At 65.4% G+C, this 22,188-nt stretch carries 23 protein-coding genes; 11 read left to right on the top strand and 12 right to left on the bottom strand.

All coding sequences use genetic code 11. The annotated features are described in order from the left end of the window. Positions 1 to 5 precede the first annotated feature (5 nt). The 3 genes from GGQ99_RS17315 to GGQ99_RS17305 form a co-directional block, all read right to left on the bottom strand. Positions 6 to 1,223 carry an efflux RND transporter periplasmic adaptor subunit gene (locus GGQ99_RS17315; RefSeq protein WP_183263469.1) on the bottom strand — a complete coding sequence of 406 codons (1,218 nt, stop codon included), beginning with the start codon at positions 1,221 to 1,223 and terminating at the stop codon, positions 6 to 8. Positions 1,224 to 1,302: 79 nt separating this feature from the next. Next, entirely contained in the window at positions 1,303 to 1,890 is a 588-nt protein-coding gene (locus GGQ99_RS17310; protein ID WP_108606340.1) for a TetR/AcrR family transcriptional regulator, read from the bottom strand. 514 nt (positions 1,891 to 2,404) lie between these two features. Further along, positions 2,405 to 3,499 carry a fatty acid desaturase gene (locus GGQ99_RS17305; protein WP_183263468.1) on the bottom strand — a complete coding sequence of 365 codons (1,095 nt, stop codon included), beginning with the start codon at positions 3,497 to 3,499 and terminating at the stop codon, positions 2,405 to 2,407. A gap of 216 nt (positions 3,500 to 3,715) precedes the next feature. On the opposite strand from GGQ99_RS17305, the gene GGQ99_RS17300 reads away from it, so the two are divergent. Continuing rightward, entirely contained in the window at positions 3,716 to 4,981 is a 1,266-nt protein-coding gene (locus GGQ99_RS17300) for an AGE family epimerase/isomerase (RefSeq protein WP_183263467.1), read from the top strand. Positions 4,982 to 5,010: 29 nt separating this feature from the next. Here the strand turns inward: GGQ99_RS17300 and GGQ99_RS17295 are convergent, their stop codons facing one another. Further along, positions 5,011 to 6,993 (bottom strand): acyltransferase family protein, encoded by a 1,983-nt coding sequence (locus GGQ99_RS17295; protein ID WP_183263466.1) that lies wholly within the window; start codon positions 6,991 to 6,993, stop codon positions 5,011 to 5,013. A 247-nt stretch (positions 6,994 to 7,240) separates the two neighbouring features. Between GGQ99_RS17295 and GGQ99_RS17290 the strand changes: the two genes are divergently transcribed. Then, complete coding sequence (locus GGQ99_RS17290) at positions 7,241 to 7,669, top strand: hypothetical protein (protein ID WP_183263465.1); 429 nt, start codon at positions 7,241 to 7,243, stop codon at positions 7,667 to 7,669. A 169-nt stretch (positions 7,670 to 7,838) separates the two neighbouring features. Then, a complete protein-coding gene (locus tag GGQ99_RS17285; RefSeq protein ID WP_183263464.1) occupies positions 7,839 to 9,080 on the top strand; it encodes an MFS transporter in 1,242 nt (413 codons plus the stop codon). 116 nt (positions 9,081 to 9,196) lie between these two features. Here the strand turns inward: GGQ99_RS17285 and GGQ99_RS17280 are convergent, their stop codons facing one another. From GGQ99_RS17280 to hemC, 6 genes are all read right to left on the bottom strand, one after another. Further along, on the bottom strand, positions 9,197 to 9,913 hold the full coding sequence (locus GGQ99_RS17280; protein ID WP_183263463.1) for a glutamine amidotransferase: 717 nt from the start codon (positions 9,911 to 9,913) through the stop codon (positions 9,197 to 9,199). A gap of 7 nt (positions 9,914 to 9,920) precedes the next feature. Further along, a complete protein-coding gene (locus GGQ99_RS17275) occupies positions 9,921 to 10,400 on the bottom strand; it encodes a tellurite resistance TerB family protein (RefSeq protein ID WP_183263462.1) in 480 nt (159 codons plus the stop codon). Between the two features lie 48 nt (positions 10,401 to 10,448). After that, entirely contained in the window at positions 10,449 to 12,029 is a 1,581-nt protein-coding gene (locus GGQ99_RS17270; RefSeq protein ID WP_183263461.1) for a heme biosynthesis protein HemY, read from the bottom strand. 10 nt (positions 12,030 to 12,039) lie between these two features. Next, entirely contained in the window at positions 12,040 to 13,410 is a 1,371-nt protein-coding gene (locus tag GGQ99_RS17265) for a COG4223 family protein (protein ID WP_183263460.1), read from the bottom strand. 121 nt (positions 13,411 to 13,531) lie between these two features. After that, on the bottom strand, positions 13,532 to 14,248 hold the full coding sequence (locus GGQ99_RS17260; protein WP_183263459.1) for a uroporphyrinogen-III synthase: 717 nt from the start codon (positions 14,246 to 14,248) through the stop codon (positions 13,532 to 13,534). After that, positions 14,249 to 15,178, bottom strand: a complete 930-nt coding sequence (hemC, locus tag GGQ99_RS17255; protein ID WP_108606329.1) for a hydroxymethylbilane synthase — start codon at positions 15,176 to 15,178, stop codon at positions 14,249 to 14,251. 98 nt (positions 15,179 to 15,276) lie between these two features. Between hemC and tsaD the strand changes: the two genes are divergently transcribed. The 5 genes from tsaD to GGQ99_RS17230 are packed head-to-tail and all read left to right on the top strand — an operon-like array spanning position 15,277 to position 18,782. Continuing rightward, positions 15,277 to 16,362 carry a tRNA (adenosine(37)-N6)-threonylcarbamoyltransferase complex transferase subunit TsaD gene (gene tsaD / locus GGQ99_RS17250; protein ID WP_183263508.1) on the top strand — a complete coding sequence of 362 codons (1,086 nt, stop codon included), beginning with the start codon at positions 15,277 to 15,279 and terminating at the stop codon, positions 16,360 to 16,362. Next, on the top strand, positions 16,359 to 17,342 hold the full coding sequence (locus GGQ99_RS17245; RefSeq protein ID WP_183263458.1) for an NAD(P)H-dependent glycerol-3-phosphate dehydrogenase: 984 nt from the start codon (positions 16,359 to 16,361) through the stop codon (positions 17,340 to 17,342). The genes tsaD and GGQ99_RS17245 overlap by 4 nt, the downstream gene beginning before the upstream one ends. Positions 17,343 to 17,362: 20 nt before the next feature. After that, on the top strand, positions 17,363 to 17,659 hold the full coding sequence (locus GGQ99_RS17240; RefSeq protein ID WP_108606327.1) for a YciI-like protein: 297 nt from the start codon (positions 17,363 to 17,365) through the stop codon (positions 17,657 to 17,659). Positions 17,660 to 17,679: 20 nt separating this feature from the next. Continuing rightward, positions 17,680 to 18,114 carry an EVE domain-containing protein gene (locus tag GGQ99_RS17235; RefSeq protein WP_108606326.1) on the top strand — a complete coding sequence of 145 codons (435 nt, stop codon included), beginning with the start codon at positions 17,680 to 17,682 and terminating at the stop codon, positions 18,112 to 18,114. After that, on the top strand, positions 18,069 to 18,782 hold the full coding sequence (locus tag GGQ99_RS17230; protein WP_183263457.1) for a class I SAM-dependent methyltransferase: 714 nt from the start codon (positions 18,069 to 18,071) through the stop codon (positions 18,780 to 18,782). Before GGQ99_RS17235 ends, GGQ99_RS17230 begins: the two co-directional genes overlap by 46 nt. Positions 18,783 to 18,788: 6 nt before the next feature. Here the strand turns inward: GGQ99_RS17230 and gcvA are convergent, their stop codons facing one another. Further along, positions 18,789 to 19,706 (bottom strand): transcriptional regulator GcvA, encoded by a 918-nt coding sequence (gene gcvA / locus GGQ99_RS17225; RefSeq protein WP_108606324.1) that lies wholly within the window; start codon positions 19,704 to 19,706, stop codon positions 18,789 to 18,791. Between the two features lie 134 nt (positions 19,707 to 19,840). Between gcvA and GGQ99_RS17220 the strand changes: the two genes are divergently transcribed. Beyond that, positions 19,841 to 20,089 carry a hypothetical protein gene (locus GGQ99_RS17220; protein WP_108606323.1) on the top strand — a complete coding sequence of 83 codons (249 nt, stop codon included), beginning with the start codon at positions 19,841 to 19,843 and terminating at the stop codon, positions 20,087 to 20,089. A gap of 103 nt (positions 20,090 to 20,192) precedes the next feature. On the opposite strand, the gene GGQ99_RS17215 is transcribed toward GGQ99_RS17220, so the two are convergent. Then, positions 20,193 to 20,696 (bottom strand): L,D-transpeptidase family protein, encoded by a 504-nt coding sequence (locus GGQ99_RS17215; RefSeq protein ID WP_183263507.1) that lies wholly within the window; start codon positions 20,694 to 20,696, stop codon positions 20,193 to 20,195. A 174-nt stretch (positions 20,697 to 20,870) separates the two neighbouring features. On the opposite strand from GGQ99_RS17215, the gene GGQ99_RS17210 reads away from it, so the two are divergent. Together GGQ99_RS17210 and GGQ99_RS17205 are read left to right on the top strand one after the other, a co-directional pair. Then, a complete protein-coding gene (locus GGQ99_RS17210) occupies positions 20,871 to 21,554 on the top strand; it encodes a response regulator transcription factor (protein ID WP_108606322.1) in 684 nt (227 codons plus the stop codon). A 73-nt stretch (positions 21,555 to 21,627) separates the two neighbouring features. Further along, positions 21,628 to 22,083 carry a Crp/Fnr family transcriptional regulator gene (locus GGQ99_RS17205; protein ID WP_183263456.1) on the top strand — a complete coding sequence of 152 codons (456 nt, stop codon included), beginning with the start codon at positions 21,628 to 21,630 and terminating at the stop codon, positions 22,081 to 22,083. Positions 22,084 to 22,188 lie beyond the last annotated feature (105 nt).

Raw genomic sequence — 22,188 nt, 5'->3', positions numbered from 1 at the left:
GTTCCTTAGCCGGCCTTGGGCTCGCTGGCGGGCGTAGCCGCGCCGCTGCTGCCGGTTGCTGACGTCTTGTCCCTGGGCTTCCAAGCCTGGGCGGCGACCGCAGCGCCGGGCCTGACCTTCTGGAACCCTTCGACGACGACCTTGTCGCCCGCCTTGAGGCCTTCTTCGACGACCCAGCGGTCGCCGACCACGCGTCCGACCCGGACCGGGCGAAGCTCGGCCACGTTCTTGTCGTTGACCACATAGACCTGCGAGCCGCCCCCCGAATCGCGCTGGATCGCCTGCTGCGGGACTGCGACGGCGTTCTGCTGGATGCCCTGCTCGATCAGCACGCGCACATACATGCCCGGCAGCAGGTCGCCCTCGGGGTTGGGGAACTCACCGCGAAGCGTCACCTGCCCGGTCGTGGCGTCGACCGCGGCTTCCAGGAACAGGAGCTTGCCCGGGTGCGCATATTCACTGCCGTCGTCGAGCCTAAGCATGACGCGTGCCGCGCCTTCCTCGGCATTCGTCAGCGCGCCATTTTCAAGCGCGCGCCGCAGCCGGAGAAGCTCGTTCGCCGACTGGGTGAAGTCGGCATAGACAGGGTCGATCTGCTGGATTGTCGCCAGGCTTTCGGGGCCATTGGCGCTGACCAGCGCACCCTCGGTGACCATGGCGCGACCGATGCGCCCGGAGATCGGCGCCGTGATTTCGGCATAGTCGAGATTGAGCTGCGCCGTCGCAAGCCCGGCGGTGGCGATCGCCACGTCGGCATCGGCCTGCGCAAGGGCGGCAACGGCGTTGTCGAGCTGCTGGCCGCTGGAGACGTTACGCTCGCGCAGTTCGCTCTGGCGCTGGGACTGCTGGCGTGCCTGCAGCTGGACCGCCTGCGCACGCTGCAGTGTCGCTTCGGCGCTCGCCACCTGCGCCTGGAACAGCGCCGGGTCGATGCGGTAGAGCACGTCGCCCTCCTTCACCAGGCTGCCCTGTTCGAAGACGCGTTCCAGCACGATGCCCGAGACGCGCGGCCGCACCTCGGCGATGCGGGTCGGGGCAATGCGCCCGGGCAACTCGTTCAGGATGGGCAGCGCTTCGGGCACCACCTCGATCACGCTCACCGGCGATGGCGGGGGTGCCGACGGTTTTGCCTCGGCTGAACCGTTGGCATCACTGCATCCGGAGACGAGTGCGAGCAGGCCGACGGCCGCGGCAAGTTTGAGCGGCAAAGCGGGTATACGCATGGGAAAATCCAGAAAAGGTTGACGATTGCCGGAACGGCGAGCGAGGGCTTCGATAATGGGGTGGCTTGGCGGCGGGCGATCAATCGCCTGATGGAGCTCTGGGGCCTTTGGATCTCAGATGCTCGGCGTCGATCAGCCAGCCTATGTCGCGCAGGATGTCCGCGCGTTCGGCATCCGACCAGGGATGCAGATTATGCATTTCGAGGCGCTTGAGGCCTTCGAGTGCCAGAAGCGCAAGAATGGCGCCGCGCGGGTTGTCCGCGGTTTCCGTGACCGAGGCGATCATCCGTGCATAGACCGCTTCGATGATGCCGCGCGATTCGGCGTCCTGGGCGAGAGCGGAAACCAGATTTACCGCCACGGCGCGGGCATGGTCGCGCGGTCGCTCGGCCGCCGCCGCGACGAGGCCGTTGATCGCCGGGCTCGGAACCGGTCCAAGTTCGACCGTCGCCGCCTGGACCCGCTGTTCCTCGTTCTCGACGCGCCGCCGTATGACGGCATTGATGAGCTGCTGCTTGGATTTATAGTCGTAGACGACGCTGGCCTTGCTGATCCCGGCCTCGGTCGCGACAGCGTCCAGCGTCAGGTGTGCAGCGCCATCGCGCACGACCACGAGTTCCGCCGCATCCAGAATGTCGCTCTGCTCGATTACCCTGGGACGGGCCATATGTTCACGCCTGCACTGCTTGCAACAATTACCGAACGGTTGGTCGGTAATGGATAATATGTGCGGTGCAGCGATAACTTCAATTCACCAATACGTGTACCGGAGCGGTCACGCCCCTTACCCTGCCGTGTTCGCAGATACTCGTGTGGCATCGATTTGCCGGCAGGCTCAGCCTCGGCGGAGCCCCGATGCCGCGTCCGTCTGCGATGAAGCTTTCCTGCAACAGGAAGCCCCGAAGCGGGCATTACACACCTCTTTCGGTATGCGCCGGCTCAGCATCGATAGTCGAAGAAGGCGCGGGAAAGGGCCGTCTCGCAGCCGCTGGCCGCAGCCTTGTTTGCCCCTGGAAATGCGAGGCAGACTGACCCAGGGCCGGCGGCCTTCCATCACGGCATTGTGTTCCGCCGTCTCGACCGTCCAGCAGACTAGCTGGCGCTCGATCCGAGGCGACCTTCGCCGAGACCGCCGCGCTCCGGCGCAGTCGGTTGTCGCAGAGATGGAAGCTATTGCTTGGCTACGCCCGCGCGTCGGCGAACGTCACCAGCCGGCGGCGGTCTTCGCACCAGAGCGCGAGGTTGATGCAGGCGACGCTCTTCCAGAAGGTCAGCTTGACGCTCTGGCTGGCGTCGCGCAGTTCCGCGTTGCTATCGAAGCAGGCCTGCAGGCGATAAAACGGCACGCGGCTGCACAAATGGTGGATGTGGTGCAGGCCGATCGAGCCGGTGACCCACTGGGCCACAGCGGGCAAGGCATACCAAGAGCTGCCGCCGAAGGCAGCGACATGCAGGTCCCAGGCCTCGCCGGCATCCCAGCGCGTCTCTTCGAACTGATGCTGGACGTAGAACAGCCAGCCGCCGGCCCAGGCACCCATCACCACGACAGGCAGGACCGCCAGCATCACCGCCCAGCCGGCCAGGAGAACGAGCCCGCCATAGACAAGCACCAGCGCCACATTGAGGCCGCCGGCGCTACGCCATGCCTCGACGCGCGGAATGGCATCGTTGTAGGGCAGCCGGTGCATGATCAGGAAATAGATCGGCACGCCGATGACGATCAGGATGATCGGATTGCGATAGATGCGGTACATCAGCCGCTGGCCGCTGGTCATCGCCTCATATTCGGCAACCGTGCGCGTATCGATATCGCCGATGCCGCGCTTGTCGAGATTGCCCGACCCGCCGTGGTGCACGGCATGTGCCTTCTGCCACAGCGTGTAGGGCGTGAAGGTGAAGACGCTCAGCACCCGCCCGATGATGCGGTTTGCCTCGCGCGAGCTGGTGAAGGAGCCGTGACCGCAATCGTGCTGGATCGCAAACAGCCGGACCAGGAAGGCAGCGCATACCGGCGCCAGCAGCGCCAGCAGCAGCCAGCGCCAGGCGCCGAGCAGCGGCTCGGCATAGGCGGCGAGCCAGACCAGCACAGCGCCCATCGCCAGGAACGGCACCAGCGTCACCGCCAGTTCGAAAGCCGCGCGGCGGTCGTCGGGATCGCGGAAGCGATTGCAATGCGATGCAAGCCGGCGAACAAGGGCCTTTTCGGCCGCGTGTTCACTTGCAGCCACAGCCCCGGTGGGCTGGCCGTCCGCCTTGGACGACATCAATTTCGTCATTTAGTCCCCGAAATCTCGCTGCCAACTCGGTCAAGCGCGCCATTTGTCCATAATGCGCGGCAAGCGCCGTGACTAGTGGGTCCACCGTGGCATATTGGCTAAATACAGTGCTGTTGCACCGCTGCACGTAAATCATGGCGTTTTCCTGTTGAGTGCGGCAGCCATTACGTCTTAGGTCGCGGAAATCACGCCATCGGCTGCAGGGGAACGCTATCCATGACTTCTTTGGAAATTTCCACCAGCTCGGCCAGTTGGACCACGCTCGCCAGCCACCGCCTGTGGCTCCTGCAACAGGCCGACGCGCTGTTCTCCTTCTTCGAGCGCGAAAGCCTCAATCCGCTCGGCGGTTTCCACGACCTGGACGACCAGGGCCGCCCGCTGGCGCCAGGCGCCGTGCCGGGCAACTTCGCTGGCCGCCAGATCCATGTCACCACGCGCATGGTGCATTGCTTTTCGATCGCCCATTTGCTCGGCCGGCCGGGCGCCGACACACTTGTCGACCACGGCATGGCGTTCCTCTGGAACGGCCATCGCGATGCCACCAATGGCGGCTATTTCTGGGGTGTCGGCTATGACGGCCCGACCAACGACACCAAGCAGGCCTATGGCCACGCCTTCGTGCTGCTTGCCGCCGCGAGCGCCAAGGTCGCCGGCCACCCCGATGCCGACCGCCTGCTGACCGACGTCTCGACCGTCCTGTCGGAAAAATTCTGGGAAGACAGCCACGGTGCCGTGGCCGAAGAATTCACCCGCGACTGGAAACCTTTCGACAGCTATCGCGGCCAGAACTCCAACATGCACCTGACCGAGGCGCTGATGGCCGCCTTCGAGGCGACCGGCGACAGTACTTACCTCACCATGGCCGAGCGCATCGCCGATCTGATCATCCGCCGCCATTCGGCCGCCGCAGGCTGGCGCCTGCCCGAGCACTTCACGTCCGACTGGAAGCTCGACCGCGACTATTCCGGCGACCCGATGTTCCGCCCCTACGGCACCACGCCTGGCCATTCGCTGGAGTGGGCACGGCTTTTGCTGCAGCTCTGGGAACTCGGCGGCCGCAAGCTCGACTGGTTGCCGGATGCGGCCAGGAACCTGTTCGGCCAGGCAACGGCGGATGGCTGGGACACAGCCAGGGGCGGCTTCTACTACACGCTCGAATGGGACGGCTCGGCTCGGATCAAGGATCGCTATTGGTGGCCATGCTGCGAGGCCATCGGTGCGGCCTCCATGCTCAACGCCATCGATGGCAATCAGGCCTACGAGGACTGGTATCGCCGCATCTGGAGCTTCTGCGCCACCCGCTTCATCGACCGCCGCAACGGCGGCTGGCACGCCCAGCTCGACGACGAGCTCAAGCCCAATGCCGGCCCCTTCTATGGCAAGCCCGATATCTACCACGCGCTCCAGGCCTGCCTGATCCCGCTATTGCCGACCACCGGCAGCATCACCCGCGGCCTCAGCACGGTCAGCATCCAGCTCTAGCAATTCGGACGCGCGGTTGACGGCGACGCTCACGGCCAACGCGCCGCAACCTGGTTGCCGAAGATCGCGCGCTGCATGGAGCCTGCCAGCGTCGCCGCGTAGGGTGTGGCGATGTGGTGCCGGTCGCGGAACGTCAGCTTGCCGCCGATCATCGCCGGGCATGTCGTCTCGTTGCAGAACAGTTCGGTGAGGTCGACATATCTCACACCAGGCAGTCTTGACGTCGCGGCCTGTTCGGTCTCCGACACCCGCTCGTCGATCGCCTGGTTTCGCGGCGTATCGCACACCGCGGCACTCCGGCCCTGCCACAATGAACGGGCGACGCAGCGATCAAGATACGACTTGTGCACCGGAACGTCCCTGAGCAGCACGACCTCGGCACCTGTCTCGCTCAGCGCTGCCAGTGAGGTCCTCAGGCCATTGGCCCAGACGTCGCGCGTGACCAGGTGATCCAGGTCGCCATTCACGTCGTTCTCGACATAGCTGTACGAAAACTGCGCAACGATCACGGCGTCGGGTTTCAGATCGGCGATTTCCTTCATCGCCGATTTCCGCCACGCGTCGCATTCCTCATAGGCCCGCATCAAGCGCACGTTCCATGTCGGCACCGCGGCGACCGAGCAGGAGGATTTCAGATAGGTCACCACGCGCCAGTTGTTCGCCTCGGCGATCTTCGCCAGAGGCGTCGACCAGTGGTCGGCGTGTGAATCGCCGAAAAGCACGATCGTCTTTCGCGGCTGCAATGCCCCAAGGCTGCAGCTGCGCGGCTCGGTCTGCTCCAGGCTGGCGACGCAAGCGGTGTCGATCTGGCGCGCCGACGACGAGCGCGCGGCACTTTCCGCGATGAGCCTCTGGTCTGGATCGACGCTTCGAGCCGCCAATTGGGCAGCGCCATAGGACAACGTTACGCCAAGCGACGTCAGCAGGGCCGCAAGCCCCAGCGAGCGCGCCGAACCGGCCGAAAGCCAGCCGCTCAGCCGCACCGGATTCTCGACGAAACGATAGCTGAGAACGGACAAGCCAACCGTCACCAGCAGGCACGCCAGCCGGCCGCCGAGCGTAAGGTCGGGCCACAGGATTGTCGCATAGACGATCACCGGCCAGTGCCAAAGGTAGAGCGAATAGGAGAGCTTGCCCGTCCATTGGAAAGGCGCAAGCGACAGCAGCGCCGCCGGCCCGACGGCGCTTTGGCGCGCGCCCGAAAGCAGCAGCATGGCCGTGCCGATCACCGGCAGTAGTGCAAGGAAGCCCGGGAATGGATCGGCTTCCGAGACAATCAGATAGGTTGCGCCGATCAGCGCGAGGCCGGCCCAGCCCATGACAGGCGCGAAGCGGAAGCCCGACGCCCAGCGATCGGCGACCGTCAGCGAGACCAGCCCGCCGACGGCGAATTCCCAGGCCCGCAACGGCGAGAAATAGAAGGCCCAGGGTTGCGACACCGTGGTCATCCAGGCGCAGGCAGCAAACGACGCCACTGCCGCGACGCCGAGGAGAACGGCCACGCCCCTTTCGCCCGGCCGGAACCGCGCCACCAGCAGCAGGAACGCCGGCCACAGCAGGTAGAATTGTTCCTCGACCGACAACGACCAGAAATGCAGGAACGGGTTGTTCGCCGTGTCGGCCGCGAAATAGTCGAACGACCACCTGAGCAGCCAGAGATTGATGACGTAGCTCGAGGCGAACAAAGCGCCCTTGGCGTAGAGCTGCTGTTCGGGTGGGGCCAGGATGAAGTAGCCGGCGATGAGCGTGGCCACGATCACCAGCAGCGATGCCGGCAGCAGCCGGCGCGCGCGGCGTCCGTAGAAGCGCCAGAGGTCGACCGTGCCGCTGCGCCCGATCTCCTGCATCAGATGCCTTGTGATCAGGAAACCCGAGATGACGAAGAAGATGTCGACGCCGATGAAGCCACCGGGCAGGTTCGACATGCCGAAATGGAACGCAACCACGCCGCCCACGGCGATGGCGCGCAGGCCCTCGATGTCGGGCCGGAACGTCGACGCGGCTGCGCTCATGAGTTGGCGGGGATGAGGCTGCTGGACATGCGGGCAGGATCGGCGACGCAGTCCGGCAGGACAACTCAAACTATGTTGCAATGCAATATGATCGCTTCGGCACGATCTGCCGCAACGCCATGGAAACGAACGCGCTGCGGCGCCTGCCGCTCATAACATCGAGCTTGCCGGGGCCTTTTCGGACGGAACCGATGCCGCTCCGGCCGGTTAACCCGGCGCGAAGGGGTGAAATTCGAAGAGGTAGAAGATGAGACATTCACTCGCCATCGCGGTCCTGCTTGCGTCCACCGCTCTCGCAACGCCCGCCTTTGCCGGTGGCGCGGCCAGCACGGAAGCCCGCTCCGTGGACACCTCCACCACGGCCAGCACCGGCGCCAAGGCTGATCTCGGCACAGTCCTGTCGGCCATCCAGGCCAGCAGGAACACCGCGACCGCCATCCAGGCCATGACCACGGTCGGCGCGGTCAACATCGTCAAGCTGTCGCCCACCGGCGACGACAAGCAGGCGCTGGACAAGGCCGTCGGCGACAATCAGGCCGACATCACCGGCGTGCAGGCTGCGATCATGGCCAACAAAGCGCTGAAGACGAAGCTCGACGCCGAAACGGTTGACACCTCGGCCATCGTCGCAGCCAGCATCGAGGCCGACGGATCGGTCACGGTCTTTGTGAGATAGCCTCACATCGGCCGCGCAGCGTGGTCCGGCGGCTTGAAGCGCCGGACCACGCTGGCACCCTTGCCGAAAAGCTTGATCCAGCGGCACAATATCGCCCGCCCGGCGCCGATCTGCGCTATGGCACCTCCGCCGGGGCGATCTGACCCGGCGTCGAAACCCGCCGGACCACATGACAGCCCATCCCGCAACCGCGCCAGAACAACGCTTCGCCGCATTTCGCCATAGCGCGTTCTCGCGTTTCTGGATCGCGCGTTTCCTCGCCACCTTCTCCACCCAGATCGTCTCCGTCGGCGTCGGCTGGCAGATCTATGACCTGACGCGAAATCCCTTCGACCTCGGCCTCGTTGGCGTCATCCAGTTCGCGCCGGCCTTGCTGCTGGTGCTTGTCACTGGCGTCGTCGCCGACCGCTTCGGCCGCCGGCTCATCATGGCGCTGGCGGCGCTCGTCGAGACCGCGTGCGCAGCAGCCCTCCTGATCCTCACCTTCCACGGCCTCGCCGGTCCGCTGCCGATCTTCACCGTGCTCGCCGTCTTCGGCATTGCCCGCGCCTTTTTCGGCCCTGCGTCGGCCTCGCTGGTCGCCAACCTGGTTCCGGCTGAGGATTTCGCCAACGCGGTCGCCTGGAACTCGTCCGCCTGGCAGACCGCCACCATTGTCGGGCCGGTCGCGGGCGGCCTGCTCTATGGCGTCTCGCCCGAAGCGGCCTATGGCGCGGCCACCGCGATCATGCTCGCCTCGGCGGTGCTGATCTTTTCGATCCCGAAGCCGGCCCAGCGCAGCGAAACGGACGCGTCGACCGCCGAAACGCTATTCGCCGGCTTCCGCTACATCTGGGGTGAAAAGATCGTGCTCGGCGCCATCTCGCTCGACCTGTTCGCCGTGCTTCTGTCGGGCGCCGTCGCGCTCCTGCCGGTCTATGCGCGCGACATCCTCGAACTCGGGCCATGGGGCCTTGGCATGCTGCGCGCCGCTCCCGGCGTCGGCGCCATCGTCGTTGCCGTCTGGCTTGCCGGCCATCCGATCCGCGACCATGCCGGCCTCGTGATGTTCGTTTTCGTCGCCTTGTTCGGCGTGGTCACGGCAATATTCGGCGTCTCGACCATTCCCTGGCTGTCGATCACCGCCCTTGCCCTGATCGGGGCGACAGACATGGTCAGCGTCTACATCCGCGAGACGCTGATCCAGCTGTGGACGCCGGATCGTGTCCGCGGCCGCGTCAACGCCGTCAACGGCGTCTTCGTCGGCGCGTCGAACGAACTCGGCGAATTCCGCGCCGGCACCATGGCCGCCCTGATCGGAACCGTGCCTGCCGTCGTTTTCGGCGGCATCGGCGCCGTAGCCGTCGCCGGCATCTGGGCGTGGACCTTCCCGCAGCTGCGCAAGGTCAGGCGCCTCGATGGAAGGGTGTGACGGGACGCGGTAGGGGAATAGGGCAGTATCTATCCGAGGAGCCCCTACTCCCTTACTCCCTTACTCCCTTACTCCCTTACTCCCTTACTCCCTTACTCCCTTACTCCCTTACTCCCTTACTCCCTTACTCCCATCCCCCGGCCAAATATCTCAACCAGAAACTCGTCGAGCCAGCGCTTGAGGTGCATGTCCCAGATCAGCCGGCCACCGAGATGGTCGCGTCCGGGCTGTGCGCCGGGCAGGACGAAGCGTTCGGCCCCACGCACCACCCAGCGCTGCATCATCACGCGCGTCAGCTCGGCGTGGAACTGGATGCCCCAGGCATTGTCGCCATAACGGAAAGCCTGGTTGGGATACGTGTCCGAAGAAGCCAGCAGAACGGCGTCTTTCGGTAGAGAAAAGCCCTCGCGATGGAACTGGTAGACCATTTCGGGCCAGTGCATCAGCTTGCGGCCCTCCTCGGTCGCCTTGATCGGATACCAACCGATCTCCACCAGCCCGTCGCCATGGCCCTCGACCTTGCCGCCGAGATGGTTGACCAGCATCTGCGCGCCAAGGCAGATGCCGAGGAACGGCCGGTTCTCCTTGAGCGGCACGGTCAGCCAGTCGGTCTCGCGGCGCACGAATTCGTCGTGATCGTTGGCGCTCATCGGCCCGCCGAACACCACAGCACCGGCGTGTCCGACAAGGGTCTCGGGCAGGTTGTCGCCGAGCGGCGGCCGGCGGATATCGAGGTCGAAACCGTTCTCGATCAGCACATGGCCGACACGGCCGGCGCTGGAATGCTCCTGATGCAGGACAACCAGGATCTTCGCTCTCGCCTTGCCCGGCATCGAGCGCCTACTCGTCCGCTTCGGGTCCGACGGAACGCCGCGCCTTCTGCGCCGCCGTGCGCTTGGCCTCGATGCGATCGCGGCTTTCGACGCCGATCAATTCGGCGATGCGCCAGATGGTGTTGTCCTCCATCTCGTGCAGCTCGCCATCGGCATAAACGATCTCCCACATCATGCCGATGAAGTCCTTGCGCGCCTCGTCGTCGAGGCTGCGCTTGAGCACGCTGGTGAAGGCGTAGAGATCGATCGCCTCGTTGTCCGCCTGCTCGCCGGCCTTCGCCAGCCGGTCGAGTTCGCCACCCGAAATGCCGTAACTCTTGGCCAGCAGCTGCTTGACGCGCTCCCATTCGACGTCCTGCCGGTCGCCGTCGGCGTCCATGACGTGATACATCAGCGCCGCTGCGGCGACGCGCGGGTCGTCCTCGCTCGATTGCCTCGTGCCCGCCGACGGCAGATCCTTCAGAAACGAAATCATGCGCTCGAACATTGGCGAATCCTGTTTGGGGCCAAGCCTAGATTTAGGGTTGGCCGATAATCAAAACAAACGGAAACGCCGCTGGGCGTTTTCCCGTTCCACCTCGGGGTCGACACCCGGGTCGTCGGGAAGCCGGATCGGCTCTGCCTCGTCCTCGTCCACCACCCCGGCGACACCATCCGGCGTCGGCGGAACGACTTTTGCCGTGGCTGTCTCAGTCGTCTTTTCCGGCATCACCTCGACGTCGCTTTCCACCTCGACGATGTCATCGCCGGCGGGCTGTGCGGCCCGGATCGCCGGGATCGCCACGCGTGCTTCCGGCTCCTCGTCTTGCTGTTCGATGAGATGGCCGAGACGCTCCTCAGGCGCCTTCCATTCGAAGGCGTCAAGTCTGCCGGTCACCGGCGAGAACGGCGCCCAGCGCTCGGAAACGACGCCGTCGGCGACCCATGCCGGGTCGCGCGGCGCCCGCACCGCCTTGGCAAGCCACTGGCGCACCTTGCCTTGGTTGCCGGTCTCGGCTTCCTCGATGTCGGCGAGCAGCAGATAGGCGCCCTCGCGCGGCTGCATCCGGGCCGCCGCCTCGGCCTCGGCGCGTGCCAGCGCATAATCCTGTGCCTCCAGCGCCGCCCGCGCCACGGCAAGCGAGGATTCAGGGTGGTTCTGCTTCAGCGATTGCAGCTTCTTGGCCCGTGCCAGCCGGTCGAGCACCGCATCGCCGGGTCGGCCATGGACATAGAGCTCGGCGATATCTGGCAGCGGTTCGGCCTTCCACGCGCCTTCCAGCGCTTTCGAGCCCTTGCGCACGTCGTTCTGGCGGAACAGCGCCTTGGCAGCGATGATGGCCGCCGGGCCGAACTCCGGCCGCAGCCGGTTGGCTTCCAGTGCCGCGGTCCGCGCCGTATTGAAGTCGCTCTCGAACAGCGACATCGCCTTGGCCGTCAGCAGCACCGAGCGGCGGTTGTTGGCGACGTCGCGCTCGATCTGCCGTGTCGATTTCTGGGCATCGACCAGCGCCAGGGCGCCATCCCAGTCGCCGCGCTCGGCCTTTTCCTCCAGTGTCGAATCCGCCGCCCAGGCGAGCTGTGGCGCAAGGCCTGCGGCGCGCCCGGCATAGTGGCGGGCGGCCGAGCGATCGCCAAGCCTTTCGGCCTCGAGATAGAGCCCGCGCAGGCCGAGCAGCCGCATCTCGGGATCGTCAAGCATGGCCTCGAATTTCTGCCGCGCGCCGTCATGGTCGCCTTCGAGCAGTGCCGCCTGGGCATCGAGCAGCTGGATCAGCGGCTCCTGGTCGGAGCGGATCAGCTTTGCCGCTTCCTTGTTCTTCTTGCGCGCGAGCGCCGCATCGCCGGCACCGGCTGCGATCATGCCGGTCGACAGGGCCTGGTAGCCACGGTCGCGGCGGCGGGCGCGGAAATGCCGGGCGATGGCATAGGGGCTGTTCCACAGCGACTTGGTCAGCCACCACGACAACATCACCGCAACCACGATGGCCGTCACGGCCACCGCAGCCACCATCAGGCTGACCTGGTACTGGTAGCCGCCGAAGGTCACCACCATGTCGCCCGGGCGATCCGCCAGCCAGGCAAAACCGAGCCCGAGCCCAAAGACGACGGCGAGGAAGAACAGGATGCGTATCATCTGATGTTCCTCACGCCTTCATCGCATTGGCGACGAGCTGGTCTACCAGCGTCTCGACCTCCAGCCGCGCCTTGAGCTTGGCGGCAAAGTCGGCACCCGCCGCCTTGGCCGTATCCGGCAGCGTCTCGTATTCGGCAATTGCCTTGGCGAAGTCGCCCTGGCTGACCGCCAGTTCCATGCGCGCCACCGTTTCTGGCGCGCCAGCGCCTTCGACGGCGCCGATCGGCCGCACCTTGACCAATTGTTCGGCGCTCGAAACCAGGCGCTCGAACACGCCGGCGTCGGGATTGACCGGCTTCGCCGCCGCGATCATCGCGTTGGCGGCGGCGTCGGTCTCGGCGACGATGTCGGCCCGTGTCGCCACGCCCTTTTCGGCATGCGCCCTGAGCGTGGCCAACTCTGGCGCGTCGGGCGAAATGGCGGCGAAGGTTTCGAGTTCGGCGCCGAAGGCGCCACCCCGGTCGACGGCTGCCTTGAGCGCCGATGCGGCGATCGCCAGCGCGATCTTGGGCTGGGACGCCTGCGCCTCGACCTTGGAGGCGAGCGCGGAAACCGACTGCTCCAGCGTCGCGATCTTGCCGTCGTCGGCAGTCGCTGCCTCACCTGCCGACTTCACTGCCGCGTCGAGCCCGGCAAGGCGTTCGTTCAGCGCCGCGAACTCGGTCGACGCCGCCCCGTTCTGGCCGAGCGTGGCAACGGTCGCCTCGATCTGCTTGATGCGGCCGTCGAGCCCTGCAAGCGCCTCGCCCGATCCGGCCTGGCCGGCCGCCGTCTTCAGCGCCTCGATCTCGGATTTCACTTCCTGGACCGCTGCGGAAATGCCGTCGACCTGCCCCTTGAGCTCGCCGCCCCCGCTCGAAGCGCCGATATCGGCGACCTGCGACTTCAGAGAAGCGATCTCGGCCTGCAACTGCTCGTCGCCGCTGCCGCCCGCGCTGCCTGGTCTGTCCAGCACGCCTGCATATTGCAGCCCGCCGGCCACCAGAAGCGCGATCAGGCCACCGGCGAGACCCGGCAGGATACCGGACGTCGACTGCCGCACCGGAGTTGACGTGGAAGCAGCCGAACTCGAGGCGTATGAACTGCCGGCATTCGATGCTGCGGCACGTGCCGGTGCCTCGGCTTTCGGCTGCTGCGCCTGCTGCCCATTGTCGAAATCGTAGCTGTAGGAGGCATAATCGGTATCGGCCGGCGCTTTCGGCTCGCTGGCAGCGGGCTCTGCCACCGCCTCGTCACCCATCGTCGCCGAAACGCTTTCGGCCTCCGCCACGGCCTCGGCCTTGGCGACGTCCTCGACGCGCGACACCGCGCCTGGCTCCAGCTCGATCGTGACCGGCTCGCGATGCGTCTTCGAGTGGCGCGTCTTCGGCGTCTTGACCATGCTTGGGGCTCCGAGATTTCGTTGGCACATGTCCCGCGGCGGTTGCGGGGTCGAAGATCAAAATCAGTAACACCCACCGTCCAGCGAAAAAAGGCCGCGTGATGGCACGGTCAACGCAACGTCAGTCCGGCAAGCCAAGAAGATCGAGCAACGCATCCTCGTTGGGATCGGGCGCGACCTCGACGTTGAAGCCGTCGCCCAGCGCCGACGCAATACGCCCCGACAGGCAGAAACACGTCGCACCCCGTATCAGGAAATCCGCCTCGGCCTGCATTTCCATCAGCGTACCGAATGCGGCTGCCGCCCGGGCCGAATAGATCAGTACCGCGTCGACCGGCTGGCCGCCGAGTTGCTGGCGCACGAACGAAGGCGGCGGTGAAAGGGCTATCGTGTCGTAGGTTTCGATCGGCACGACCTTGATGCCGTTTGCGCCGAGACGCCGTTCGAAATCCGGCATTCGCACGCGTCCGCAGAGATAGGCCAGCGTTGCCTTGCCCAGCTCGATGGCGATCATGTCGGCGAGGCCTGCCGCATCGCCCGGCCCTTCGTTGACGGAGGAAAAACCCGCCTTGCGCGCGCCCTCCGCGGTCCGTGCGCCCACCGCGTGGCAAGGCAGGTGGCTGAGCCGCTCGACCAGCCCGCTCGGCGCATGGCGGAGCGCATTGGCGCTGGTCACAGCAACAGCAGTGGCGTTGGTCGGCACGCTTTCGCGCGTCACCGGCAGCGGCTGGGTTTCGGAAAGCGGCAGCAGGACTGGTTCGAAGCCGAGCGCTTCAAGGCGCCGCGCGGTGCGGGTGGCGCCGGGATCCGGCCTCGTCACCAGCACACGGCGTGCCATCTAGCTCCATCCCTCGAAGAACTTTTCGCCGGCGCGTGCCCTGACGTCTTCGCCGGCCTTGCGGCCGATTTCAGCAGCGTCTGCCGCCCGGCCCTCGGCCTTGGCTTCGTGCGACAAGGTACCGTCCGGTGTCAGGATCAAACCTTCAAAGGACAGCCTGTCACCGTCGATCATAGCGTATCCGGCAATCGGCGTCCGGCACGAACCGTCGAGCGCCGCAAGAAACGCCCGTTCGCAGGCCAGCGCTTGTCCGGTCGGCTTGTGGTCGATCGCCGCAAGCATGTTGCGCACGCGACTGTCGCCGATGCGGCTTTCGATGCAGATAGCACCTTGCCCCGGCGCCGGCGGAAACACGTCCAGCGGCATCAGGTCGGTGATGATGTCCGCAAGGCCGAGCCGGCGCAGGCCGGCATTGGCGAGGATGGTGCCCTGGGCCACGCCCTCGTCGAGCTTTCGCAGGCGAGTCTGCACATTGCCGCGGAACATCACCACGTCGAGGTCAGGGCGCATGCGCCGGATCAGCGCCTGCCGCCTCAGCGACGAAGAGCCCACGACTGCACCCTCCGGCAACTCCGCGATGCTGGGCGCCGCCCGTCCGATGAAGGCGTCGCGCGGGTCCTCGCGCGGCAGGAACGCCGAAAGTTCCAGCCCGTCGGGCAGTTGCGTCGGCATGTCCTTGGACGAATGCACGGCGAAATCGATCTCGTCGGCGTACATCGCCTCTTCGAGTTCCTTGGTGAACAGGCCCTTGCCGCCGGCCAGCGCCAACGGCCGGTCCTGGATGCGGTCGCCGCTGGTGGCGATCACCACGATCTCGAACGCCTCTTCCGGCAGGCCATGCGCCGCCATCAGACGCGCGCGCGTCTCATGCGCTTGCGCAAGCGCTAGCAGGCTGCCGCGGGTTCCGATTCTCAAGGCTCTAGTTTGCATAGCGCTTGGTCCGTGATAACCCCGCGCTGGCGGGGCGGTCCCGTACCTCCTATCTAGGAAATTACCACCGGGCAATCATGCAGGGTAGCGACCAATTGATCCGTGTTCTCGGCATCGAGACCAGTTGCGACGAAACCGCAGCCAGCGTCGTTGCGCTCGAGGCAGGCAAGAAGCCGGTGATCCTGTCGAGCACGGTGTTCAGCCAGATCGAGGAACACGCAGCCTTCGGCGGCGTCGTGCCTGAGATCGCCGCACGCGCCCATGTCGAGGCGCTCGACGGCATTGTCGAGGCCGCACTTGAGGATTCCGGCCTGTCGCTCGCTGACATCGACGCAGTCGCCGCCACCGCCGGCCCCGGCCTTGTCGGTGGACTGATCGTCGGGCTGATGACGGCCAAGGCAATTGCCGCTTCGTCTGGCAAGCCGCTGATCGCCATCAACCATCTCGAAGGCCACGCGCTCACCGCGCGGCTGACCGACGGGCTCGAATTCCCATACCTTCTGCTCCTCGTCTCCGGCGGCCACACCCAGATCGTTCTGGTGCGCGGCGTCGGCGACTACCAGCGCTGGGCCACCACGATCGACGACGCGCTTGGCGAAGCCTTCGACAAGACCGCCAAGATGCTGGCCCTGCCCTATCCCGGCGGCCCCAATGTCGAGAAGGCGGCGCAGTCTGGCGACGCCACCCGCTTCGTCTTCCCGCGTCCGATGAAGGGTTCGGCCCAGCCCGATTTCTCCTTCTCCGGCCTCAAGACCTCGGTGCGCCAGGCAGCAACTTCAGTGGCACCGTTGAGCGACCAGGATGTCGCCGACATCTGCGCCTCCTTCCAGACCGCCGTCACCGACACCCTCGGCGACCGCGTCAAGCGCGCGCTGGCCCGCTTCCGCGCCGAGTACTCGCATGTCGCCACGCCGGCGCTGGTCGTCGCTGGCGGTGTCGCCGCCAACAAGCAGATCCGTGCATGCCTGGAAGCGCTGTGCGCCGAGAATGGCTTCAGCTTCATCGCACCGCCCATGTGGCTTTGCACAGACAATGCCGCGATGATCGCCTGGGCCGGCATCGAGCGGCTGCGCGCCGGGCTGGCCGAGCCTGATGCATTCGATTTCGTGCCGCGCTCGCGCTGGCCGCTGGACAGCGTCTCAGCACCGGTCGTCGGCTCCGGCAGGCGGGGAGCCAAGGCATGAGTGCATACAAGGTCACGGTTCTGGGCGGCGGCGCCTGGGGCACCGCGCTGGCACTGGCCATGCTGCGCGCCGGCCATGTCGTCACGCTCTGGGCCCGCAACGCCGACAGCGTCGAGGCCGTCGCCAATGGCCAGAACCCGCGCTACCTCCCCGGCATCACCTTCGAGACCGGCATCGCCGCGACAACCGACCTCGCGAAAGCGCTGACCGGCGCCGACTGCGTGCTGGTCGTCACCCCGGCCCAGGCGCTGCGCAGCGTACTTGGCGAGGTCAAGCCGCATGTCGCCTCCCATGTCCCGCTGGTGCTCTGCGCCAAGGGCATCGAGCGCGACACCGGCACGCTCCTGTCTGCCATCGCCAGCGAACTCCTGCCCGAAAATCCGGTGGCCGCCCTTTCCGGCCCAAGCTTCGCCACCGATGTGGCGCGTGGCCTGCCGACCGCCGTTGTTGTTGCCGCCGAAGACGACGAGCGCGCCGCAGCCCTCGCTTTGCGTTTTTCCGCTGCCAATCTGCGCTGCTATTCGACCGACGACCTGATCGGCGTCGAGCTCGGCGGCGCGCTCAAGAATATCTTTGCCATCGCCGCCGGCGCCGTCACCGGTGCCGGCCTCGGCGCCTCGGCGCAGGCTGCGTTGGTCACCCGCGGCTTCGTCGAGCTGCGCCGCATCGGTGCTGCCTTCGGCGCCCGACCCGAAACGCTGATGGGCCTGTCCGGTCTCGGCGACCTGATGCTGACCTGTTCTTCCGCGCAGTCGCGCAACTTCGCCTATGGCGTGGCGCTCGGCAAAGGCGAGGAACTCTCCGGCCGGCCACTGGCCGAGGGCGTCGCAACCGCCTACATCGCCGCACGGCTGACCCGCGAGCGCGGCATCGAAGCGCCGATCGTCGAGGCGGTTGCCGCCTTGCTCGACAAGGCCATCACCATCAACGAGGCGGTTGCCGGCCTGATGACGCGGCCGCTGCGCGCCGAAGCCGACTGATTTCCATCGAGAGGGACAACATGCTTTTCGCACTGATCTGCAAGGACAAGCCGGGCCATCTTCAGGTCCGCCTCGACACCCGCCCCGAACACGTCGCCTTCCTCAACGACCTTAACGCCAAGGGTGCGCTGAAGTTCGCCGGCCCGTTCCTCGACGGCGAAGGCAAGCCCGACGGCAGCCTTGTGGTCATCGAAGCGGCTGACAACGCCGCTGCCCAGGCAATTGCCGCAGCCGACCCCTATGCCAAAGCCGGCCTGTTCGAAAGCGTCCAGGTCCGCCCTTGGAACTGGGTCTTCAACAACCCGGCGAGCGCCTGATCGGATATCGAGGGGACGACATGAGCGACAAGAAATACTGGCTGTTCAAATCCGAGCCGTTCAAATTCTCCTTTGAGATGCTGAAGGCGGCCGGCAAGAAGGGCACGCAGTGGGACGGCGTGCGCAACTATCTCGCCCGCAACAACATGCGCGCCATGCAGATCGGCGACCTCGGCTTCTTCTACCATTCCAATGAAGGCCTCGAGGTTGTCGGCATCGCCGAGGTCTGCGCGCTGGCGCATCACGACACCACCACCGACGACCCGCGCTGGGAATGCGTCGACATCCGCTACCACAGCGAAATCCCGAAGCCTGTCACCCTGGCGGACGTGAAGGCCAATCCGGCGCTCGAAAAGATGGCGCTGGTCACCTCGATGCGCCTTTCGGTCCAGCCCGTCACTCCGGACGAATGGCAGGAAGTGTGCCGCATGGCCGGGCTCGACAAGGCGCCGTGACGACAGGTTCCGTCACACGGCTCACGCCCGAAAGCGCGGAAAACTTCATCCGTGCCAACACGGCACTGATGCGGCCGCCGCATGTGCCCGAGATCGCGCTTTACCTTGCCGACGAGGCGCATGATCTCTGGCACCGCACCGAGGAGCAACTGGCCGAGATCGGCCTGCCGCCACCTTTCTGGGCCTTTGCCTGGGCCGGCGGCCAGGGTCTGGCGCGTTATGTGCTTGATCACCCGGAGACCGTGCGCGGCAAGCGCGTCCTGGACTTCGCTTCCGGCTCCGGCCTCGTCGCCATCGCCGCCATGCAGGCGGGCGCGGTAGCCGTCGTCGGCGCCGACATCGATCCGTTCTGCGAAGCGGCCATCCGGCTCAATGCTGCAGTCAACGATGTGACCGTTGGCTTTGCCGGCTCGGACGTCGTCGGCAGCGATGACGGCTGGGATGTCGTACTCGCAGGCGATGTCTTCTACGAAAAGCCCTTCGCCGACCGGCTGGTGCCGTGGTTCGAAGCGCTCAGGGCACGCGGTGCGGAGATTCTCGTCGGCGATCCCGGCCGCTCCTACCTGCCCAGGGAGCGCCTCGAAAAACTGGCTTCCTACGAGGTGCCCGTTACCCGCGCGCTCGAAGACGCCGAGGTCAAGCGTACCACCGTCTGGCGCTTTGCCTGACGCCCGTCAGGTCTGCGTCTTCTCCGCCTCATCCAGAATCCATTGCCGGAACGCCGCGATACGCGGATCGTCGGCAACCCCCTTGGGATAGACCAGGAAATAGGCGAACTCGCGCGACACCCGGATGCCGAGGTCGAACGGCCGGACAAGCCGCCCCTCGGACAGATCGTTGGCGACCATGGCGAAATCGGCCAGCGCCACCACGCTGCCGTCGATCGCCGCCTGCACGGCGTCGGATGAGGTGGTGAACACGATCGAGCGGCTGTCGTCAAAATCGTCGACGCCGGCCGCCGCCATCCACATCCGCCAGTTCGGCCAGGTCACGCCCTGCTGCGACCATTCGATATGCACGAGCGTGTGGTTGAACAGGTCGCGTGGCACGCGCAGCGGCGGGCCGGACGCCAGCAGTGCCGGGCTGCACACCGGAATGATCATGTTGTCGAACAACCGGTCGGCGACAAGCCCCGGATATTTGCCCGTGCCGAAACGAATGCCGACATCGACGTCGTCAAGGTCGAAGTCGCGCACGTCGTAGCTGATGTCGAAGCGCAGCTCGATGTCGGGGTGCAGCTTGCGGAAGCCGTCGACGCGCCGCATCAGCCATTTCGAGGCGAACTGCGCGTCGAGCGTCACCTTCAGCAGCGCCGTCCCGCGCGTCAGCTTGCGCGCCCTGGAAACGGCGCGGTTGAGCGTGTCGAGCGCATCGGCTGAGGCGTCGCAAAGTGCTGCTCCCGCCTCGGTCAGCCGGATGCTGCGGCTGGTACGCGTGAACAGCACCACGCCGAGCTGATCCTCGATTTCCTTGATCTGGTGGCTGACGGCGGCCGGCGTCAGGCCGAGCTCGTCGGCCGCACGGGTGAAATTCAGGTGCCGGCCGGCAGCCTCCAGCGTCCGCAAAGCACGTGTCCCGGGTACGAAGCGCATCGCCAGATCTTCAAATTCGGTTTGATGATTGAGAAAGAACTACTCGTTTCTCTTTTGTCTTTCAAAGCAGCATCATGAGCTCAGTTCAATCAATGTCAAACCGGATTTGATGTCCGGACGAAACGGAACCGACCATGTCTACCGATGTCCTGAAAGCCACCTTTGTCCAGCCGGCACGGCTGCAGCCGGTTTTCGATTGGTTTCGCCAGATGAAGGCAGCCCTCAACCTGCCTGCCGAGGATTTCGGCTGCCTGACCGAGCATTATCGCCGCGACACCGGCATTGCCAGCAAGGACATCGCCAAGGCTGTCGACGCCGATCTTGGCCGCCTCGGCCTGCTCGACATCGGTTGGCAGCAGCCCCGCCGCCAGCCCCATCGTTGAAACCTTTCTCCCACTCACTCTGGGAGCACACTCGGCCCGAAGATCATGTCTCCCGATCTTCGGGCCGCTTTCTTTTACAGCGCTGCGCGTCCACTTGGCGGCGCTAGCGCACCACTTTCATGATCGTACGGCTCGACAGGTGCGGTAACAGCCGCGCCATCACCTGTGCCGTCACCGCCACGCAGCCTTGCGTCGGGGTGAAACCCGGCCGCGCCAGATGGAAGAATATGGCGCTGCCGCGGCCGCGCCGGCGCGGCCTGATGTTCCAGTCGAGCACGATGCAGGCGTCATAGAGCCGGTCGTCGCGCTTCATCCGCTCATGGCTGGCGCCGTAGGGAATCTTCACCGGCCTGTTGTAGTTGCGGTCGTCGGGCACTTCGCACCAGCCGAGGTCAGGCGCGATCGCGCTCATCGCCAGCCCTGTCTGCCCGGCTGCGAAATGATCACGCCTGAAATAGCCCGACAATAGCCGCATCGGCCCGAGCGGCGTGCCGCCATCGCCCTCGCGTTTGTTCACGGTGATCCCGCCACGCCCCAGCGCGCAGGGAAACACGGTCGCGCCAACCTGCAGAAGCCCCTTGGTCCGGTCGCCGGGCTTGGCCCGCACGACGATGGTGGAAATGCATTTTCGCAAAAACCCGCCCGCCCCAATTACGCCTTTGATTTTTCTTGTATGATCGCACGCGGAACCAAATCACCGCGTTGACAGTTGTGCCGTTCAGCTTCTTCATCCAATTGCCGCGGTCAACAGAATTTTGATTTTAAAACAACGGATTGATTCATGACCTCACGTACCATCCTGATCGTCGACGATGACGACGATCTGCGCAGCACGCTGGTCGAGCAACTCGCGCTTTATGAGGAGTTCGAAGTCCTTGAGGAAGCGACGGCTGCCAAGGGCGTCAATGTCGCCCGCGCCGGCCTCATCGACCTGCTCATCATGGACGTCGGCCTGCCCGACATGGATGGCCGCGAGGCGGTGAAGATATTGCGCAAGGGCGGCTACAAGGCGCCCATCATCATGCTGACCGGCCACGACACTGATTCGGACACCATTCTCGGCCTCGAGGCCGGCGCCAACGACTATGTCACCAAACCGTTCCGCTTCGCCGTCCTGCTCGCCCGCATCCGCGCCCAGTTGCGCCAGCACGAGCAGAGCGAGGATGCTACCTTCTCCGTCGGCCCCTACACCTTCAAGCCGAGCCAGAAGCTGCTCCTCGATGCACGCGGCGGCAAGGTCAGGCTCACCGAAAAAGAGGCCTCGATCATCAAGTATCTCTACCGCGCAGACCAGAAGGTCGTTACCCGCGACGTGCTTCTCGAAGAGGTTTGGGGCTATAATTCGGGTGTGACGACACATACGCTGGAAACACATGTCTACCGGCTGCGGCAGAAGATCGAGCGCGATCCTTCCAATGCGGAAATTCTTGTGACAGAAAGCGGCGGATACAAGCTGGTTCCCTGACCGGTTTTTCGGCGGTGTGGGGCCGCCAGTCAACGACAGGGAGAAGGAGCCGGTCTGAGAAGTCGGGGACATAATGGCGCTGGATGACGACATCCGCATCCTGTCCGGCGTGAGGCTGTTTGAGGGCTTCACCCAAGAACAGCTGCGTTTGCTGGCCTTCGGCGCGGAGAATGTGCATCTCCCGGCCGATCGCAAGCTCTATCGCGAGGACGACGAGGCTGATTCGGCCTATGTCGTCATCTCGGGCCGCATCGCGCTCTATCGCGATGTAGATGGCGTTCGCCTCGAACTCGGCACCGCGGGTCCGGGTTCGATGCTCGGCGAACTGGCCCTCATCGCCGACACCAGACGGCTGACAAGTGCTGCTGCTGCGACCGATTCGGAAATCATCCGGCTCAACCGGAAAATGTTCCACCGCATTCTCGAGGAATACCCCGAGGCCGCCGCCGACCTGCACCAGCACATCCTCGAGGACCTCCAGGACATGCTCGCGCGGATCGAGGACATGGCGCCCCGCTTCGGCAAGTAGGCTGCCGTCGGTTGCACTTCTGGATCAAGGAACAGCTTGTGCGCCGGTTTCGACCTCGTCCGGCCCCGCCGGCCTCCTCCCGCCCCTGACTTGTCAGCATTGCGG

The organism is Aminobacter niigataensis (genome assembly GCF_014200015.1).
GTDB lineage: Bacteria > Pseudomonadota > Alphaproteobacteria > Rhizobiales > Rhizobiaceae > Aminobacter > Aminobacter niigataensis.
The sequence above is the reverse complement of the archived record's forward strand: the minus strand, read 5'-3'. Positions and strand labels throughout refer to the sequence as shown.

Coding starts and splice junctions, on each gene's coding strand:
- GGQ99_RS17305 (WP_183263468.1), bottom strand. CDS start 3,499: ATGACGAAATTGATGTCGTCCAAGGCGGACGGCCAGCCCACCGGGGCT.
- GGQ99_RS17265 (WP_183263460.1), bottom strand. CDS start 13,410: ATGGTCAAGACGCCGAAGACGCGCCACTCGAAGACGCATCGCGAGCCG.
- hemC (WP_108606329.1), bottom strand. CDS start 15,178: ATGCAAACTAGAGCCTTGAGAATCGGAACCCGCGGCAGCCTGCTAGCG.
- GGQ99_RS17235 (WP_108606326.1), top strand. CDS start 17,680: ATGAGCGACAAGAAATACTGGCTGTTCAAATCCGAGCCGTTCAAATTC.
- GGQ99_RS17260 (WP_183263459.1), bottom strand. CDS start 14,248: ATGGCACGCCGTGTGCTGGTGACGAGGCCGGATCCCGGCGCCACCCGC.
- GGQ99_RS17285 (WP_183263464.1), top strand. CDS start 7,839: ATGACAGCCCATCCCGCAACCGCGCCAGAACAACGCTTCGCCGCATTT.
- GGQ99_RS17240 (WP_108606327.1), top strand. CDS start 17,363: ATGCTTTTCGCACTGATCTGCAAGGACAAGCCGGGCCATCTTCAGGTC.
- GGQ99_RS17210 (WP_108606322.1), top strand. CDS start 20,871: ATGACCTCACGTACCATCCTGATCGTCGACGATGACGACGATCTGCGC.
- GGQ99_RS17295 (WP_183263466.1), bottom strand. CDS start 6,993: ATGAGCGCAGCCGCGTCGACGTTCCGGCCCGACATCGAGGGCCTGCGC.
- GGQ99_RS17310 (WP_108606340.1), bottom strand. CDS start 1,890: ATGGCCCGTCCCAGGGTAATCGAGCAGAGCGACATTCTGGATGCGGCG.
- GGQ99_RS17230 (WP_183263457.1), top strand. CDS start 18,069: ATGGCAGGAAGTGTGCCGCATGGCCGGGCTCGACAAGGCGCCGTGACG.
- GGQ99_RS17280 (WP_183263463.1), bottom strand. CDS start 9,913: ATGCCGGGCAAGGCGAGAGCGAAGATCCTGGTTGTCCTGCATCAGGAG.
- GGQ99_RS17205 (WP_183263456.1), top strand. CDS start 21,628: ATGGCGCTGGATGACGACATCCGCATCCTGTCCGGCGTGAGGCTGTTT.
- GGQ99_RS17315 (WP_183263469.1), bottom strand. CDS start 1,223: ATGCGTATACCCGCTTTGCCGCTCAAACTTGCCGCGGCCGTCGGCCTG.
- GGQ99_RS17300 (WP_183263467.1), top strand. CDS start 3,716: ATGACTTCTTTGGAAATTTCCACCAGCTCGGCCAGTTGGACCACGCTC.
- GGQ99_RS17290 (WP_183263465.1), top strand. CDS start 7,241: ATGAGACATTCACTCGCCATCGCGGTCCTGCTTGCGTCCACCGCTCTC.
- GGQ99_RS17220 (WP_108606323.1), top strand. CDS start 19,841: ATGTCTACCGATGTCCTGAAAGCCACCTTTGTCCAGCCGGCACGGCTG.
- GGQ99_RS17270 (WP_183263461.1), bottom strand. CDS start 12,029: ATGATACGCATCCTGTTCTTCCTCGCCGTCGTCTTTGGGCTCGGGCTC.
- GGQ99_RS17275 (WP_183263462.1), bottom strand. CDS start 10,400: ATGTTCGAGCGCATGATTTCGTTTCTGAAGGATCTGCCGTCGGCGGGC.
- gcvA (WP_108606324.1), bottom strand. CDS start 19,706: ATGCGCTTCGTACCCGGGACACGTGCTTTGCGGACGCTGGAGGCTGCC.
- GGQ99_RS17245 (WP_183263458.1), top strand. CDS start 16,359: ATGAGTGCATACAAGGTCACGGTTCTGGGCGGCGGCGCCTGGGGCACC.